This is a genomic window from Citrobacter sp. Cu233 (assembly GCF_030332225.1).
Classification (GTDB): domain Bacteria; phylum Pseudomonadota; class Gammaproteobacteria; order Enterobacterales; family Enterobacteriaceae; genus Citrobacter.
In genome coordinates, this window is the sequence record NZ_JAOWIF010000028.1 from 583,723 (window position 1) to 601,270 (window position 17,548).

16 protein-coding genes are annotated in these 17,548 nt (G+C 53.5%); 10 read left to right on the forward strand and 6 right to left on the reverse strand.

The genetic code is table 11. The annotated features are described in order from the left end of the window. Positions 1-9: 9 nt before the first annotated feature. Positions 10-753: a radiation resistance protein YbgI gene (ybgI, locus tag OGX95_RS03575; protein ID WP_101742420.1), complete on the reverse strand. Its 744-nt coding sequence runs from the start codon at positions 751-753 to the stop codon at positions 10-12. A 289-nt stretch (positions 754-1,042) separates the two neighbouring features. Here ybgI and dtpD point away from each other — a divergent pair, with 289 nt between their 5' ends. Beyond that, entirely contained in the window at positions 1,043-2,524 is a 1,482-nt protein-coding gene (gene dtpD / locus OGX95_RS03580; protein WP_286628339.1) for a dipeptide permease DtpD, read from the forward strand. 51 nt (positions 2,525-2,575) lie between these two features. Here the strand turns inward: dtpD and phrB are convergent, their stop codons facing one another. The 3 genes from phrB to OGX95_RS03595 all read right to left on the reverse strand — a co-directional run bounded on the left by phrB (position 2,576) and on the right by OGX95_RS03595 (position 4,871). After that, positions 2,576-3,994, reverse strand: a complete 1,419-nt coding sequence (gene phrB / locus OGX95_RS03585) for a deoxyribodipyrimidine photo-lyase (RefSeq protein ID WP_286628340.1) — start codon at positions 3,992-3,994, stop codon at positions 2,576-2,578. A gap of 18 nt (positions 3,995-4,012) precedes the next feature. Then, a complete protein-coding gene (locus OGX95_RS03590; RefSeq protein WP_005122568.1) occupies positions 4,013-4,567 on the reverse strand; it encodes a DUF1722 domain-containing protein in 555 nt (184 codons plus the stop codon). Between the two features lie 97 nt (positions 4,568-4,664). Then, positions 4,665-4,871 carry a YbfA family protein gene (locus tag OGX95_RS03595; RefSeq protein WP_005122569.1) on the reverse strand — a complete coding sequence of 69 codons (207 nt, stop codon included), beginning with the start codon at positions 4,869-4,871 and terminating at the stop codon, positions 4,665-4,667. A gap of 308 nt (positions 4,872-5,179) precedes the next feature. Here OGX95_RS03595 and kdpF point away from each other — a divergent pair, with 308 nt between their 5' ends. The 6 genes from kdpF to kdpE are packed head-to-tail and all read left to right on the forward strand — an operon-like array spanning position 5,180 to position 12,961. After that, positions 5,180-5,269 carry a K(+)-transporting ATPase subunit F gene (kdpF, locus tag OGX95_RS03600; RefSeq protein ID WP_001670793.1) on the forward strand — a complete coding sequence of 30 codons (90 nt, stop codon included), beginning with the start codon at positions 5,180-5,182 and terminating at the stop codon, positions 5,267-5,269. After that, positions 5,269-6,948 (forward strand): potassium-transporting ATPase subunit KdpA, encoded by a 1,680-nt coding sequence (gene kdpA / locus OGX95_RS03605; protein WP_286628341.1) that lies wholly within the window; start codon positions 5,269-5,271, stop codon positions 6,946-6,948. Before kdpF ends, kdpA begins: the two co-directional genes overlap by 1 nt. Before the next feature lie 20 nt (positions 6,949-6,968). Further along, on the forward strand, positions 6,969-9,017 hold the full coding sequence (kdpB, locus tag OGX95_RS03610) for a potassium-transporting ATPase subunit KdpB (protein WP_286628342.1): 2,049 nt from the start codon (positions 6,969-6,971) through the stop codon (positions 9,015-9,017). Positions 9,018-9,025: 8 nt separating this feature from the next. Next, positions 9,026-9,592: a potassium-transporting ATPase subunit KdpC gene (kdpC, locus tag OGX95_RS03615; protein WP_286628343.1), complete on the forward strand. Its 567-nt coding sequence runs from the start codon at positions 9,026-9,028 to the stop codon at positions 9,590-9,592. 10 nt (positions 9,593-9,602) lie between these two features. Next, entirely contained in the window at positions 9,603-12,287 is a 2,685-nt protein-coding gene (gene kdpD, locus OGX95_RS03620) for a two-component system sensor histidine kinase KdpD (RefSeq protein ID WP_286628344.1), read from the forward strand. Further along, on the forward strand, positions 12,284-12,961 hold the full coding sequence (gene kdpE / locus OGX95_RS03625) for a two-component system response regulator KdpE (RefSeq protein ID WP_286628345.1): 678 nt from the start codon (positions 12,284-12,286) through the stop codon (positions 12,959-12,961). Before kdpD ends, kdpE begins: the two co-directional genes overlap by 4 nt. Positions 12,962-13,058: 97 nt before the next feature. On the opposite strand, the gene pgm is transcribed toward kdpE, so the two are convergent. Next, the gene (gene pgm, locus OGX95_RS03630; protein ID WP_101742411.1) at positions 13,059-14,699 is read right to left on the reverse strand and encodes a phosphoglucomutase (alpha-D-glucose-1,6-bisphosphate-dependent); all 1,641 of its coding nucleotides are present in this window, start codon (positions 14,697-14,699) and stop codon (positions 13,059-13,061) included. 24 nt (positions 14,700-14,723) lie between these two features. Further along, positions 14,724-15,266: a replication initiation negative regulator SeqA gene (seqA, locus tag OGX95_RS03635; RefSeq protein ID WP_271441588.1), complete on the reverse strand. Its 543-nt coding sequence runs from the start codon at positions 15,264-15,266 to the stop codon at positions 14,724-14,726. A 196-nt stretch (positions 15,267-15,462) separates the two neighbouring features. Here seqA and ybfF point away from each other — a divergent pair, with 196 nt between their 5' ends. The 3 genes from ybfF (at position 15,463) to fldA (ending at position 17,338) form a co-directional block, all read left to right on the forward strand. Then, positions 15,463-16,236, forward strand: coding sequence for an esterase (gene ybfF / locus OGX95_RS03640; protein WP_286628346.1), 774 nt, complete (start codon positions 15,463-15,465; stop codon positions 16,234-16,236). Positions 16,237-16,364: 128 nt separating this feature from the next. Continuing rightward, the gene (ybfE, locus tag OGX95_RS03645; protein ID WP_005121400.1) at positions 16,365-16,652 is read left to right on the forward strand and encodes a LexA regulated protein; all 288 of its coding nucleotides are present in this window, start codon (positions 16,365-16,367) and stop codon (positions 16,650-16,652) included. Between the two features lie 155 nt (positions 16,653-16,807). Continuing rightward, entirely contained in the window at positions 16,808-17,338 is a 531-nt protein-coding gene (fldA, locus tag OGX95_RS03650; protein WP_005121401.1) for a flavodoxin FldA, read from the forward strand. The last annotated feature ends 210 nt before the right edge of the window (positions 17,339-17,548 follow it).

Consider the following 17,548-nt stretch of genomic DNA (forward strand, 5'->3'; position numbering starts at 1 on the left):
CCCTCTTTATCAGGCTGGGTTAGGGATGTCGACGAACGTCACATCCAGATCGGTATTTTCATTCAGCCATTCGCTCAATGCACGAATACCGCCGCGTTCGGTAGCATGGTGACCGGCAGCATAGAAATGCAGTCCCTGCTCGCGGGCAGAGTGAATGGTTTGTTCAGAAACTTCCCCGGTAATAAAGGCATCAACACCAAAACGGGCCGCGCTATCAATGAAACTTTGACCGCCCCCCGTACACCAGGCAACACGCTGAACGTTTTCGGGCCCGGTATCGCCGCACCATAACGGTTTACGTCCCAGACGCGCTTCAATCCAGGATGCCAGTTCCAGCCCAGGAACAGGCATGGAGAGTTCCCCCCACGGTACCAGAGGCTCTATCTCCCCCATCACAGTGATGCCCAACAGCGCGGCCAGCTGTGCGTTATTCCCCAGTTCGGGGTGGGCATCCAATGGCAGATGCCAGCCATACAGGTTGATGTCGTTTTCCAGCAGCGTTTTCAGACGCCGGCGCTTCATGCCGCGAATAACCGGAGATTCGCCCTTCCAGAAATAACCATGATGAACGATGACCGCATCGGCCCCAAGGCGAACAGCTTCATCCAGTAATGCCTGGCTTGCGGTTACACCGGTCACGATTTTTTGCACCGTTTCTTTGCCCTCAACCTGCAAACCATTCGGTGCATAGTCGCTTATGGCTGCGCTGTTCAGCTTGTCGTTAATCAGTTGTTCCAGCTCGGTGTTTTTCATCATCGCCCTCGTTGTCATAAATTCTGCCTGCTCAATCAGCAACACAGCTTCAGTTAAAATAGCGTCCTCACCTCCGTTCGTCGATAGCCATTTCGCTGACACATCAAGAAACAATCACGCGGCCTGTAAACGTAAATTGCTTACCACCACGAGATCGTATTCATGTATATTTATGCAATCAGACAGCATATTGCAAAAATAATCAGATCTGTATCAAAGTGACAACTTTAAGGAAACACACTCACACGGCACGTTCCTTCCGTCGTGAGGCATTTACTTCGAGAAAATAATGAATAAACAAGCATCTCAGCCGCGCGCGATTTATTACGTCGTCGCGCTGCAAATTTGGGAATACTTCAGTTTTTATGGCATGCGTGCACTGCTGATCCTGTATCTCACTAACCAGCTTAAGTACAACGATAACCACGCGTATGAACTGTTCAGTGCTTACTGTTCACTAGTGTATGTCACGCCGATTCTCGGGGGATACCTGGCGGATAAAGTGCTCGGTAACCGGATGGCGGTAATGATTGGCGCATTTCTGATGGCAGTGGGACATCTGGTCCTGGGTGCCAGTGAAATGGCTCCGGCGTTTCTCTACTTATCTCTGGCCATTATTGTCTGTGGCTACGGTTTGTTTAAATCCAACATCAGTTGCCTGCTGGGTGAATTGTATAAACCAGAAGATCCGCGCCGTGACGGCGGATTCTCTCTGCTCTATGCTGCCGGTAACATTGGTTCAATTATTGCCCCTATCGCCTGCGGCTATGTGCAGGAAGAGTACAGTTGGGCAATGGGCTTTGCGCTGGCCGCTATCGGTATGCTGGCCGGGCTGGTCATTTTCTTATGCGGGAATCGTCATTTTGCTCACACCACCGGCGTCAACAAAGCCGTACTGTGTGCCAAATCGTTCATTCTGCCGAACTGGGCCTGGCTGCTGGTTCTGCTGGTCGCCGCACCACTTTTCATTACTGTCCTGTTCTGGAAAGAGTGGTCCGTGTACGCGCTGATTGTCGCCACCGTCATTGGTTTGGCCGTTCTGGCAAAAATCTACCGTCAGGCGCAAACGCAGAAGCAGCGTAAAGAGCTGGGTCTGATCGTTACCCTGACCTTCTTCAGCTTGTTGTTCTGGGCCTTTGCACAGCAGGGTGGTAGTTCCATCAGCTTGTATATCGACCGCTTTGTTAATCGCGACGTGATGGGATATTCAGTTCCTACTGCCATGTTCCAGTCAGTAAACGCCTTCGCCGTCATGTTGTGCGGCATCGTGCTGGCCTGGGTGGTCAAAGAAAGCGTGAGTGGCAATCGTACCGTTCGTATCTGGGGTAAGTTTGCTCTCGGCCTGGGATTAATGAGTGCTGGTTTCTGTATTCTGACCTTAAGCGCCCGCTGGTCCGCCGCATATGGGCACTCCTCCATGCCGCTGATGGTTTTAGGGCTGGCCGTTATGGGTTTCGCCGAACTGTTTATCGACCCTGTCGCCATGTCACAAATTACACGCATTGAAATTCCGGGGGTAACCGGCGTACTAACCGGCATCTATATGCTGCTTTCCGGGGCTATTGCCAACTACCTGGCGGGTGTGATTGCCGACCAGACATCACAGGGCGCGTTTGATGCAACCGGTGCCATCAACTATTCCATCAACGCCTACATTGATGTCTTTAGCGAAATTACCTGGGGTGCGCTGGCCTGTGTGGCGCTGGTGCTGTTGATTTGGTTATATCAATCCCTCAAATTTAAAAACCGTCCGCTCGCGGTAGAGTCCTGAGTTTACGGGCCCGACGATGTTCTATGTCTCGGGCCTGTTTTTATCCGGCGATTACGAATGACTCGCTGCCTGATATGCTGCCAGCGTGGCTAACCTTGCCTGCTTATGATCGACAATCGGACGAGGATAATTGAGTGTCACCTGCATTTTTTCCGCCCACGTCCACGGTTCGTGAATGGCTTTTCCCGGTACATCACGTAATTCCGGTACCCATTGGCGGATAAAGTCACCATCACGGTCGAATTTCTCCCCCTGCGTGGTGGGATTAAAAATACGGAAATACGGCGCAGCATCTGTTCCGGTAGACGCAGCCCACTGCCAGCCACCATTATTCGCCGCCAGATCACCGTCAATCAGTTGTGACATGAAATACTGCTCACCTTGTCGCCAGTCAATCAGCAGATCCTTCACCAAAAAGCTAGCCGCGATCATGCGTAAACGATTATGCATCCACCCTGTGCCGTTAAGCTGGCGCATCGCCGCATCTACGATGGGATACCCTGTATTCCCCGTCTGCCACGCCTGAAAATGCGTCACGTTATTTTGCCATTGCACACGATCAGTCCAGCGAATAAAGGGGTGATGCCGACACAGCGCGGGATAGTACGTCAGTAGATGGCGATAAAATTCGCGCCAGATGAGCTCGTTTAACCAAACGCTCCCGGCGCCTCCCTCTAGCGCCTGCGGTTGCTCGACTAACAAACGGTGCAGACACTGGCGCGGTGATAGCCCGCCGGTGGCAAGGCTTGCAGATAACCGACTGGTACCTTCATTGGCCGGGAAATCACGTTGTTGTTCGTATTCTGCCGCCCCCTGCTGGCAAAACTGACGTAATTGCGCGATAACCGATTTTTCTTCTACCGGGAAAAGCGCCACATCAAAATCCTGCTGTGGATAGTTGAGCGTAATTGGCGTTGGTGGGGAGGGAATTGCGCCGCTTTCGCGGGCTTTTGGTGCCGCAACACACTCTGGGATACTGTCTTTTAACCGCTTCAGCCAGGCATTTTTAAACGGCGTAAAGACTTTATACATCTCATGATTCCCGGTCATTACCGCGCCCGGTGCCAGGATTACGCTATCGTCAAAGCCCTCACACACCACCTGCGGTAATGATTTTTCTACCTGAGCATCGCGCTGGCGTTCGTTGATTTCGTACTGATAGTTATAAAACAGTCGGCTAACGTCATGCTGTGCGCAGACATTTTTGACTCTCTCTACGCTGGCGGTGAAATCCCCGACGTCATAAACCAGCAGCGGGATGCCTTTTTCCGCCAGCGCCGTTTGCAACGCATTCAACTGCTTGCTGATAAACGCCGCCTGACGCGGTGACATATCATGCGCTTTCCACTGTGCGGGCGTGGCAATATATAACGCCAATACCCGCGCCGAACGATCCCGACATGCCGCTGCCAGCGCAAGATTGTCATGCAGACGTAAATCTCGCCGAAACCAGACCAGATGAGTGGTCATAAAACTCCCGAATAAAAATTAAGCTTTGCCATGTAAACGCAGAATCGCAGGCCAGAGTTCAAAGTAACGTTGCCCGGACAACCAACTGTTCGGGTGTTCCGTCATATAGTGTTGGAGGAGCATCAATGGCGCAAGCAGCGGCTGCATCTCACGTCGATAGTTATCGATTATTGAGGTCAGTTCCTGACGTTGACGAAGATTGAGTTGGTTACGGAAATAACCCTGCACATGCATCAGGACATTGGTATGGTTGCGTCGGGTCGCGTTATTAAACAGCAGATGAATCAACCGCAAACGGTACTCCGTATAAAAAGCATCGAGGCTTGCCCATTCGTGGATTGCGGCCACAAAAGGGCCGAGTTCACGATACTCCGGTTGGGAGTGTGCCAGTAACACCAGCTTGTAACGGGTGTGAAAATCAATCAATGCGCCACGTGATAATCCGCTCTGGCGCAGTCGGTGCAATTCATGCAAGGCATAAATACGTACCAGTGTATTCTCGTCAAACAGAAATTTATCGTTCGCTTCTGTGGTCAGACAGGCGCGGATACCAACAGAAATTCTCTTGCTCATCGCCACTCCTTATCCGTTACACAGATAAGTGTAGTCTGCGACGTATAAAAAAACCGCCACATTGCTGTTGGCGGTTTTTTTGAACCTGAACGGTAACTTAGTAGAAATCGCAGGTGGCTTTTTCAGCCTGCTCCATCCACACCGGCTTATCACTGGTTTTCGACCAGACGCGATGCAGGTAGCTGTAAAAACGGGCACGGTCTTTCCAGAACAGCATGACCGGCAGCGCCAGAACACCAGCCAGTACGGCAAAGGTACGGCGCAAGAAAACAATGTGTGCTGGATATTCTTTATAAAAGTCCATAATCCTCTCCCATATATCTGTTCGGTGAATCGCACCGGAAAAATAAACTTGGTTAACTGGTGAAAATAATACCGCTTTGTGTGTAATTTTGCTACTCATCCGACCACTTATTTTTATCTATTGATGCTCCGTTTAACTTAAATTCGTAAGTAAGTTACATAAAAGTTAAATTAATACTAATCATTAGTTAAATAATGGTCTTTGCCATTTTTATACTTTTTTTACACCCCGCCCGCAGATTTTTGCGAAATCTTTGCAACCAAAAACCTACGCTCTGGTTATCACATTTATGCCACGGGAGGTGCACTGTGAGTGCAGGCGTGATAACCGGCATTGTGCTGGTCTTTTTATTACTGGGTTATCTGGTGTATGCCTTGATTAATGCGGAGGCGTTCTGATGGCAGCGCAAGGATTTTTACTCCTCGCCAGTTTCCTGCTGGTGCTGTTTGTTATCGCCAGGCCGCTGGGCTTTGGGCTGGCGCGTCTTATCAACAATACATCCTTACCCGGCCTTGCAGGCGTTGAGCGTGTGCTGTGGCGTGGGTTGGGTATTTCGCAGCAGGAAATGACCTGGCTGCACTATTTGCTGGCGATCCTCGCACTTAATATCTTCGGTCTGCTGATACTGTTTGCGATGTTGATGGCGCAAAACCTGCTACCGCTGAATCCGCAACAGTTGCCGGGGCTATCGTGGGATCTCGCGCTCAATACTGCTGTTAGTTTTGTGACCAACACCAACTGGCAGTCCTATGCGGGTGAAACCACTTTAAGCTACTTCAGCCAGATGGCCGGCCTGACTGTGCAGAATTTCCTGTCTGCGGCGACAGGTATTGCGGTGATCTTTGCCCTGGCTCGCGCCTTTACGCGCCAGAGTATGAACACGCTGGGGAACGCCTGGGTGGATCTGGTACGCATCACATTGTGGATATTACTACCGATTTCTCTACTCATCGCGCTGTTTTTCATCCAGCAAGGTACGCTGCAAAACCTGCTGCCTTATCAGGCGATCACCACGCTTGAAGGGGCAAAACAACTGCTGCCGATGGGACCGGTCGCCTCACAAGAGGCCATTAAGATGCTCGGTACCAACGGCGGTGGCTTTTTTAATGCCAACTCCTCACATCCGTTTGAAAACCCAACCGCGCTGACCAACATGGTACAGATGTTGGCCATCTTCTTAATTCCCACGGCGCTGTGTTTCGCCTTTGGCGACGTCGTGGGCGATCGCCGACAGGGACGTACCTTGCTATGGGCTATGTCGCTCATTTTTGTTGTTTGCGTGGCGGTTGTTATGTGGGCCGAAGTGCAGGGTAACCCGCATCTGATAGCGTTTGGCGCAGACAGCAATATCAACATGGAAGGTAAAGAAAGCCGCTTTGGCGTGCTGGTCAGCAGTCTGTTTGCAGTCGTCACGACGGCAGCGTCCTGTGGCGCAGTCATCGCTATGCACGACTCCTTCACTGCGCTGGGTGGCATGGTACCGATGTGGTTGATGCAGATTGGCGAAGTGGTGTTCGGCGGTGTGGGGTCAGGGTTGTACGGCATGCTGCTGTTCGTGCTGCTGGCGGTCTTTATCGCCGGACTGATGATTGGCCGTACCCCGGAGTATCTGGGTAAAAAAATCGATGTCCGTGAAATGAAAATGACCGCGCTGGCGATTCTGGTTACCCCTGCGCTGGTGCTGCTTGGGACAGCGATAGCCATGATGAGCGATGCCGGGCGTAGCGCCATGCTCAATCCTGGGCCGCATGGTTTTAGCGAGGTGCTGTACGCGGTCTCGTCTGCCGCCAATAACAACGGTAGCGCTTTTGCCGGATTAAGTGCCAACAGTCCATTCTGGAACAGCCTGCTGGCCGCGTGCATGTTCTTCGGCCGCTTCGGCGTCATTATCCCGGTGATGGCGATTGCCGGTTCACTGGTCGGTAAAAAGAGTCAGCCAGCAAGTCCCGGCACGCTACCTACCCACGGTGCGCTGTTTGTTGGATTGTTGATCGGTACGGTGTTGCTGGTTGGCGCCCTCACCTTTGTTCCTGCGCTGGCGCTTGGCCCGGTCGCAGAATACCTCTCTTTACGTTGAGCGATGCGGAGCACATTGTTATGAGTCGCAAGCAACTGGCACTGTTCGAACCTTCTCTGGTCGTACAAGCGCTGATGGACGCCGTGAAAAAATTAAGTCCACATACTCAGTGGCGTAACCCGGTGATGTTTATCGTCTGGCTGGGCAGCCTGCTGACCACCCTGTTAACGGTAGCGATGGCGACAGGCCATATGTCAGGTAATCCACTGTTTACCGGCGCGATAAGCCTCTGGCTGTGGGTGACCGTTCTGTTCGCTAACTTTGCGGAGGCGCTGGCTGAAGGGCGTAGTAAAGCGCAGGCCAACAGCCTGAAAGGGGTCAAAAAAACCGCCTTTGCCCGCAAACTTCGTGAACCGAAATATGGCGCGCAAATGGATCACGTGCCGGCCGAAGAGCTACGCAAAGGCGATATCGTGCTGGTGGAAGCTGGCGATATTATCCCTTGTGACGGCGAAGTTATCGAAGGCGGCGCCTCGGTGGATGAAAGCGCCATTACCGGTGAATCCGCGCCAGTGATCCGTGAATCCGGCGGCGATTTTGCCTCCGTCACTGGCGGGACACGCATTCTCTCGGACTGGCTGGTGATCGAGTGTAGCGTCAATCCCGGAGAAACATTCCTCGATCGAATGATTGCCATGGTCGAAGGCGCACAGCGACGTAAAACGCCAAATGAAATCGCGCTGACGATCCTGCTGATTGCCCTGACTATCGTCTTTCTGCTGGCAACCGCCACGCTGTGGCCGTTCTCTGCCTGGGGCGGCAGTGCGGTCAGCGTCACGGTACTGGTTGCCCTGCTGGTCTGTTTGATCCCCACCACGATCGGTGGGCTGCTTTCCGCGATTGGCGTCGCCGGGATGAGCCGCATGCTGGGTGCGAACGTTATCGCCACCAGCGGACGTGCGGTAGAAGCGGCTGGCGACGTCGATGTGCTGCTGTTGGATAAAACCGGCACCATCACGCTGGGGAACCGTCAGGCCTCTGATTTTCTGCCTGCCCAGGGCGTGGACGAAAAAACACTGGCCGACGCGGCACAGCTTTCATCACTGGCCGACGAAACGCCGGAAGGCCGCAGCATCGTTGTCCTGGCTAAACAACGCTTTAACCTGCGTATACGTGATGTACAGTCGCTCCATGCCACCTTTGTGCCGTTTACCGCGCAAAGCCGGATGAGTGGTATCAACATCGACAACCGGATGATCCGCAAAGGTTCCGTAGATGCTATTCGTCGTCACGTCGAAGCCAACGGCGGCCACTTCCCTGCCGATGTGGAGCAGAAAGTCGAAAACGTTGCTCGCCTTGGCGCGACGCCGCTGGTCGTTGCTGAAGGTTCACGGGTGCTGGGCGTGATAGCCCTGAAAGATATTGTCAAAGGCGGGATTAAAGAACGTTTTGCCCAGCTGCGCAAAATGGGCATCAAAACGGTGATGATCACGGGCGACAACCGCCTGACTGCTGCAGCAATCGCCGCAGAGGCAGGAGTGGATGACTTTTTGGCAGAAGCGACACCGGAAGCCAAGCTGGCACTGATCCGTCAGTATCAGGCGGAAGGTCGTTTGGTGGCGATGACTGGTGACGGAACCAACGACGCCCCGGCACTGGCGCAGGCCGATGTCGCGGTCGCGATGAACTCCGGGACCCAGGCCGCGAAGGAAGCGGGCAACATGGTGGATCTCGACTCTAACCCCACCAAGCTGATTGAAGTGGTGCACATTGGTAAACAGATGCTGATGACGCGCGGGTCGCTGACCACCTTTAGTATCGCCAACGACGTTGCGAAATATTTCGCCATCATCCCGGCTGCGTTCGCCGCAACTTACCCGCAGCTTAACGCACTGAACGTCATGCGACTGCATTCGCCGGATTCGGCGATCCTGAGCGCCGTCATCTTCAATGCGTTGGTGATTGTCTTCCTGATCCCACTGGCGCTGAAGGGGGTGAGCTATAAGCCGTTATCCGCTTCCGCCATGCTGCGCCGCAATCTGTGGATCTACGGTCTGGGCGGCCTGGTTGTGCCGTTTATGGGTATCAAAGTCATTGATTTACTGCTGACCCTGCTGGGTCTGGTGTGAGGTTTCAGATGAGTGGATTACGTCCTGCATTATCAACATTGCTTTTCCTGATGCTTATCACCGGCGGTGTTTATCCGCTGCTAACCACCGCACTGGGACAGTGGTGGTTCCCCCACCAGGCTAACGGGTCACTTCTGCGTGAGGGTCAGATAATTCGCGGCTCTGAACTGATCGGACAAAATTTTACCGCCGCGGGTTATTTTCATGGACGCCCGTCGGCAACGGCAGAAGTACCCTATAATCCAATGGCTTCGGGTGGCAGCAACCTGGCAGCGAGCAACCCGGAGCTGGATAAGCAACTGCAAAGCCGGATAGCCGAACTGCGTGCGGCTAATCCACAGGCTAGCCCTGCTGTTCCCGTGGAGCTGGTCACAGCGTCCGCCAGTGGTCTGGACAATAACCTGACCCCCGATGCGGTCGCCTGGCAAATTCCCCGCGTGGCACAAGCCCGCAACCTCAGCGTTGAAGAGGTTACGCAGTTGGTTGCACACTATACGCAAAAACCGCTGGTCAGTTTCATCGGTCAACCGGTAGTGAACCTGGTGGAACTTAATTTAGCGCTGGATAAGCACTGAGAAAAAGGACATGCATAGCGAACCCCTACGTCCCAACCCCGATCGCCTGCTGGAGCAGACCACAGCGCCACACCGGGGAAAACTGAAAATTTTCTTTGGCGCCTGTGCGGGCGTAGGGAAAACCTGGGCCATGCTGGCGGAGGCACAACGGCTACGGTCGCAGGGGTTGGATGTGCTGATTGGTGTGGTGGAAACCCACGGGCGCAAGGAGACCGCCGCACTACTGGACGGTCTCACCGTACTCCCGTTGAAACGTCAGGCACACCGTGGGCGGCATATCAGCGAATTCGATCTTGATGCCGCCCTCGCCCGCCGCCCTGCGCTGATTTTGATGGACGAACTGGCGCACAGCAATGCGCCAGGCTCACGCCACCCCCGCCGCTGGCAAGATATTGAAGAACTCCTGGAAGCCGGGATTGATGTTTTTACCACCGTTAACGTTCAGCATCTGGAAAGCCTGAATGATGTGGTCAGCGGCGTCACCGGTATTCAGGTGCGCGAAACTGTTCCTGACCCGTTTTTCGATGCCGCTGACGATGTGGTACTGGTCGATCTCCCACCTGACGATTTGCGTCAGCGCCTGAACGAAGGCAAGGTCTATATTGCCGGTCAGGCAGAGCGTGCAATCGAGCATTTCTTCCGCAAAGGTAATCTGATAGCGCTGCGCGAACTGGCTCTGCGACGCACCGCCGATCGGGTAGACGAGCAGATGCGTGCCTGGCGGGGGCGTCCAGGAGAAGAAAAAGTCTGGCATACCCGCGATGCCATTTTACTGTGTATTGGGCACAACACCGGCAGCGAGAAACTGGTGCGCGCCGCTGCACGCCTGGCGGCACGTCTCGGCAGCGTCTGGCATGCGGTATATGTTGAAACACCTGCGCTACACCGGCTACCTGAAAAACAGCGGCGGGCAATCTTAAGCGCGCTGCGACTGGCACAGGAACTGGGGGCAGAAACCGCCACGCTCTCCGACCCTGCCGAAGATAAAGCCGTTGTCCGTTATGCCCGGGAACACAACCTGGGGAAAATTGTGCTTGGGCGTCCGACCACCCGTCGCTGGTGGCGCAGCGATTCCTTTGCAGACAAGCTGGCGCATCGCGCACCGGATCTTGACCTGATGATTGTCGCATTGGACGATCCGCCTTCTCGCCAGACATTGCAAACCACGGATAACCGCACCTTTAAGGATAAATGGCGGGTACAAATCCAGGGTTGTGTGGTCGCTGCTGCATTGTGTGCGGTTACGACGTTGATTGCCATGCAGTGGCTGGTTGCATTTGACGCAGCCAACCTGGTGATGCTCTATCTACTGGGCGTGGTGGTGATCGCCCTGTTCTACGGGCGCTGGCCGTCAGTGGTAGCCACTTTTATCAACGTCGCCAGCTTTGATCTCTTCTTTATTGCTCCACGCGGTACGCTTGCCGTGTCTGACGTCCAGTACCTGCTTACCTTCGCCGTGATGCTAACGGTCGGCTTGGTTATCGGTAATCTGACCGCGGGGGTACGTTATCAGGCCCGGGTTGCACGCTATCGTGAGCAACGAACGCGGCACCTGTATGAGATGTCAAAAGCCCTGGCTGTAGGGCGTAGCCAACAGGATATCGCGGCTACCAGCGAACAGTTTATTGCCTCGACGTTTCAGGCCCGCAGCCGGGTGTTATTGCCTGACGAAAACGGTAAGTTGGTTCCCCTGACGCATCAGCAGGGTATGACACCGTGGGATGATGCCATTGCCCAGTGGAGTTTTGACAAGGGGCAGATGGCAGGTGCCGGCACCGACACATTACCAGGCGTTCCCTATCAAATTTTGCCGTTAAAAAGCGCCGATAAAACCTATGGGCTACTGGTGGTGGAGCCAGGAAACCTGCGTCAGCTGATGATCCCGGAACAGCAACGTCTGCTGGAAACCTTCACTCTGCTGGTGGCCAGTGCGCTGGAGCGCCTGACTCTGACGGCCAGTGAAGAGCAGGCCCGCTTTGCCAGCGAGCGAGAAAGTATTCGCAATGCACTGCTCGCCGCCCTGTCCCACGATTTACGCACGCCGCTGACGGTGCTGTTCGGTCAGGCGGAGATATTAACGTTGGATCTGGCAAGTGAAGGTTCGCCACACGCTCGCCAGGCCAGCGAGATCCGCCAGCACGTACTGAATACCACCAGACTGGTCAATAATCTGCTGGATATGGCGCGGATCCAGTCTGGCGGCTTTAATCTTAAGAAAGAGTGGCTAACGCTGGAAGAAGTGGTAGGCAGCGCCCTGCAAATGTTGGAGCCTGGGCTGGCAGCACCAATTAACCTGTCTCTTCCGGAGCCGTTGACGCTGATACACGTTGATGGACCACTCTTTGAGCGGGTGCTGATCAATCTACTGGAAAATGCCGTCAAATACGCAGGTCCGCAGGCGCAAATCGGTATCGACGCCCAGGTCGACGGCGAGCATCTGTTGCTGGATGTTTGGGACAATGGGCCCGGTATTCCTGTCGGCCTGGAACAACGTATTTTCGACAAGTTTTCCCGTGGAAACAAAGAATCATCGGTACCGGGTGTTGGGTTGGGACTGGCAATTTGTCAGGCGATTGTCGACGTGCACGGTGGCACGATTTCTGCTCATAATCGTCCGCAGGGAGGGGTGTGTTTCCGTGTTACACTGCCGCAGGAAGCGCCCCCTGAACTTGAAGATTTTCATGAGGATATGTGACAAACGTACTGATTGTTGAAGATGAACAAGCCATTCGTCGCTTTCTGCGTACCGCGCTGGAAGCTGATGGCCTGCGTGTGTATGAAGCGGAAACGCTGCAACGTGGTCTGCTGGAAGCCGCCACACGAAAACCCGATCTCATCATTCTCGACCTCGGTCTTCCGGACGGTGACGGTATTGATTTTATCCGCGACCTGCGGCAGTGGAGCGCGATCCCGGTGATCGTGCTGTCAGCCCGCAGCGAAGAGAGCGATAAAATCGCCGCGCTGGATGCCGGTGCCGATGACTATCTCAGCAAGCCATTCGGCATTGGCGAGCTACAGGCTCGTTTACGCGTTGCACTGCGGCGCCACGCTACCGGCCCCTCTCCTGATCCCGTGGTGCAATTTTCTGATGTAAAGGTGGATATTGCCGCGCGTCTGGTTCGTCGCGGGGATGTGGAGGTTCATCTGACGCCAATTGAGTTTCGCCTGCTGGCCATACTACTCAATAATGCCGGAAAAGTGCTGACCCAACGCCAGTTATTGAATCAGGTGTGGGGACCGAATGCCGTTGAACACAGCCACTACTTACGTATCTATATGGGTCATCTGCGCCAGAAACTGGAACTGGATCCGGCTCGCCCACGCCATTTTCTTACCGAAACCGGGATTGGCTACCGGTTTATGCCGTGAATATGCACTGAATAAAAAAGCCGGATCAGCACACAGGCTATCCGGCTTTTTTTATTCATACTGGATAGCGACGCAAGCGTCTTATCCGGCATAGGATTTATGCGTTCTTCAACACTTCGCTGACAATCTCAACAGCTTCTTTCTCAATCTGCTTGCGATGTTCTTCACCCAGGAAGCTTTCGCAGTAGATCTTGTAAGCGTCTTCGGTACCTGACGGGCGTGCGGCAAACCAACCGTTGTCAGTCATAACCTTCAGGCCGCCAATCGATGCGCCGTTACCTGGCGCTGCTGTCAGACGCGCAGTGATGGGATCCCCCGCCAGCGTGCTGGCGCTAACCATTTCCGGAGAGAGCTTAGACAACGCAGCTTTCTGCGCGGAGGTGGCTCCAGCCTGAATTCGGTTATAGCTCGGTGCACCAAAGCGCGCCGCCAGTTCGTTGTAATGCTCTTGCGGGTTCTTGCCTGTCACTGCCGTAATTTCCGCTGCCAGCAGGCACATGATGATGCCATCTTTGTCAGTGGACCACGGTGTACCGTCGAAACGCAGGAAAGATGCACCCGCACTTTCTTCGCCGCCGAAACCAAAGCTACCGTCGAACAGACCGTCAACGAACCATTTGAACCCCACCGGCACTTCGACCAGTTTACGTCCCAGGTCGTTTACCACACGATCGATCATCGCGGAGGACACCAGTGTTTTACCCACAGCAACATCTTTGCCCCACTGTGGGCGATGCTGGAACAGGTAGTTGATCGCGACCGCCAGATAGTGGTTTGGATTCATCAGTCCAGCAGGCGTTACGATACCGTGACGGTCATAGTCCGGGTCATTGGCAAACGCCAAATCGAACTTGTCACGCAGCGCCAGCAGACCGGCCATCGCGCACTCGGAAGAGCAGTCCATACGAATGGCGCCGTCTTTATCAAGATGCATAAAGCGGAAAGTCTGGTCGACCTGATCGTTAACGAGGGTCAGATTCAGGTTGTAGTGCTGAGCAATACGCTTCCAGTATTCAATACCGGAACCACCCAGTGGATCAACGCCCAACGTCAGACCCGCCTTCTGGATTGCTGCCATATCGACGATATCTGCCAGCCCTTCCACGAACGGCTGCACAAGATCCTGTTCTTTCACGTGACCGGACGCCAGTGCGGCATCCAGCGGAATACGCTTCACGCCTTTCAGACCATCCGCCAACAGTGCATTAGCCCTGTCTTCTACAACTTTGGTAACGTTGGTATCTGCCGGGCCGCCGTTTGGCGGGTTGTATTTAATTCCGCCGTCTTCTGGTGGGTTATGGGACGGTGTGATCACAATACCGTCAGCCAGCGGACCGCCTTTTTTATTGTGGACCAGGATAGCATTAGACACGGCAGGTGTTGGCGTAAAGCCGTTGTTTTCCTGCACGATGACATCAACACCGTTCGCCGCCAGCACTTCCAGCACAGAGATAAATGCCGGTTCAGACAACGCGTGGGTATCCTTGCCCACATAGCACGGGCCAGTAATCCCGTTTTTCGCACGTTCTTCGGCAATCGCCTGAGCGATAGCCAGAATATGCGGCTCATTAAAACTATGACGACCCGCACTACCGCGATGCCCGGATGTACCGAACTTCACCGCGTGCTCCGCATTCCCTGCCGTCGGTTTTAGTACATAGTATTGCGCCGTTAACTGGGCGACATTAATCAAATCACTCTGTTGCGCAGGTTGACCTGCACGGTTGTGGATTGCCATTGCCTGGTCCTTCTAGTGCAAGGATTAAATTGTTCCGCAAACCTTTTCAATCAACTCCGCGGGGAATTGCATTGACTGCATGATGTGTTCAACCATGCTGCATTTACGGCCGGTATTCGTGTTGGTGATCACCCAATATGGCGTGCCTGGCACGTGTTTTGGTTTGGTTTGATTACCATTTTTCAGCAACGTCTGTTCATCCGCTGCGAAGTAGACGCGCGTGCGGCCATGCAACGATTCTGTTGCTTGTGCAAACGCGTGTTGATCCAGTGAGTAAAGTGTAGACAGCACCAGCATAAAGCGATTCACTGCTTTTTTCTGTTCCGCATATTCATCGGAAAGCAGCAGTTCACGCATGGCGCGCACTTTGTCTTTCGCGGGGTTGACCGGCTTGGCTTCCACGACAGGTTGCACGGCGCGGACTTCTTTTACTACCGGAGTGACAGGCTGTGATGCGGCGGAAAACTTCAACATACGCCGTAAAATGTCGGATGCGCTCTCGCCAATATGCTTGGTGTGGCTGGCAATATAGCTATAGAGTTCATCATCAACTTCAATCGTTTTCATCTTAATCCAGTGCAATGTTTGGCTGAATACAAGTTGTCAGGACTTTACACGCTGTAGTGTAAAGGCAAATCCTGACAGCGGATAGCGTCAAGCCTGGTGACCAGCAAAACTCGGAGTAACCGTAGTTGTTGCAGCCATGTGGCAGAATGGTCAACATGATACCCTAACCCGTGAGTGTGAAAAAAAGAACTTTGCCATGAAATTGAATATCCGAGCGCAATCTGCGCAAAACCCGCACAATAATTCTCCCATCGTCCTGGTTCACGGTCTGTTTGGCAGCCTGGATAACCTGGGCATACTGGCGCGCGATCTGGTCGTTGATCACGATATTATCCAGGTCGATATGCGAAATCATGGCCTCTCTCCCCGCTCACCAGAGATGGATTATCCGGCAATGGCACAGGATCTGTTGGATACTCTCGATGAGCAACATATCGAAAAAGCGACCTTTATTGGGCACTCCATGGGGGGCAAAGCCGTCATGGCGCTCACTGCTCTCGCACCGGAACGGATCGACCAGCTTGTGGCTATCGATATCGCCCCGGTTGACTATCACGTACGCCGCCACGATGAGATTTTTGCCGCCATTAATGCGGTAACAGATGCCCAGGTTTCCTCACGCCAGCAGGCTGCGAGCATCATGCGTCAGCATTTGCAAGAAGAAGGCGTGATCCAGTTTCTGCTGAAGTCTTTCGTCGAGGGCGAGTGGCGCTTCAACGTCCCGGTGTTGTGGGAGCAGTATCCCCATATCGTGGGATGGGAAACCCTACCCGCCTGGGAACATCCGGCGTTGTTTATCCCCGGCGGTAATTCACCTTATGTGACTGAAGCGTATCGCGAGCAATTACTGGCCCAGTTTCCGCTGGCCCGCGCACACGTTATTGCCGGCGCAGGCCATTGGGTACATGCAGAAAAACCAGATGCCGTGCTGCGCGCTATCCGTCGTTATCTGAGTGAGAAGGTTAACTGATTAAAAACTCAGCGTCCGCGCGCGATTACGCGCGTGGGCGTTGGCGCGCCTCCCCTGCTGATGTATTATGGCGCGCTATCCATCCGGGCAGACGCCTGGCTGATTGTTTCCCCGAAGTCACCAAGATCATGGCCAAAGAACAAACGGACCGTACGACATTAGATCTGTTCGCGCAGGAGCGTCGCCCGGGACGACCCAAAACCAATCCGCTTTCGCGTGATGAACAGTTACGTATTAATAAACGTAATCAGCTTAAACGCGACAAAGTTCGTGGACTCAAGCGTGTCGAACTGAAACTGAACGCGGATGCCGTTGACGCTCTGAATGAATTGGCGGAAGCGCGCAACATGAGTCGCAGTGAACTCATCGAAGAGATGCTGATGAACCAACTCACCGCATTGCGCGGTCAGGCTTAGTCTGAATTTCTGCTCTAAATCATAAATCGTGTAGCACAGAGTGCAGTCCCGCATGTTTGCTGTTTCCGCATGCCGGACTGTTCTGCTATGATTGCCCTTATCCGTGGGCAATGCGCCACCACCATTTCAATAAGTTTCAAGAGGTTATTTTACTCATGGCAATCACTGGCATCTTTTTCGGCAGCGACACCGGTAATACCGAAAATATCGCAAAAATGATTCAAAAACAGCTTGGTAAAGACGTTGCCGATGTACATGACATTGCAAAAAGCAGCAAAGAAGACCTGGAAGGGTATGACATTCTGCTGCTCGGCATCCCAACCTGGTACTACGGTGAAGCGCAGTGCGACTGGGATGACTTCTTCCCTACTCTCGAAGACATTGATTTTAACGGTAAACTGGTGGCATTGTTCGGCTGCGGCGACCAGGAAGATTACGCAGAATATTTCTGTGATGCGTTAGGCACCATCCGCGACATCATTGAGCCGCGCGGCGCTACCATCGTCGGCCACTGGCCAACGGCGGGTTACCATTTTGAAGCGTCCAAAGGTCTGGCTGATGACGACCACTTTGTGGGTCTGGCTATCGATGAAGATCGCCAGCCGGAACTGACCGCTGAACGCGTAGAAAAATGGGTGAAGCAGATCGCTGAAGAGCTGCATCTCGACGAAATCATCAATGCCTGATTTCGTGCGGCGTAGATATTCATCTGCGCCGCATCAATAGATAAAACCAATCAAAATAATTGCTACAAATTTGTAACTTTTTCGCCTGACCCTGTACAATGGCTGGATGCCAATCGGGTATTGCACAGTGTGTTTGTCGGTGATACCACGTTTTGATTAACAATATTTGCCAGAGACTTGCAGTTTTCATTTAGGCATGGCAGTTCTATA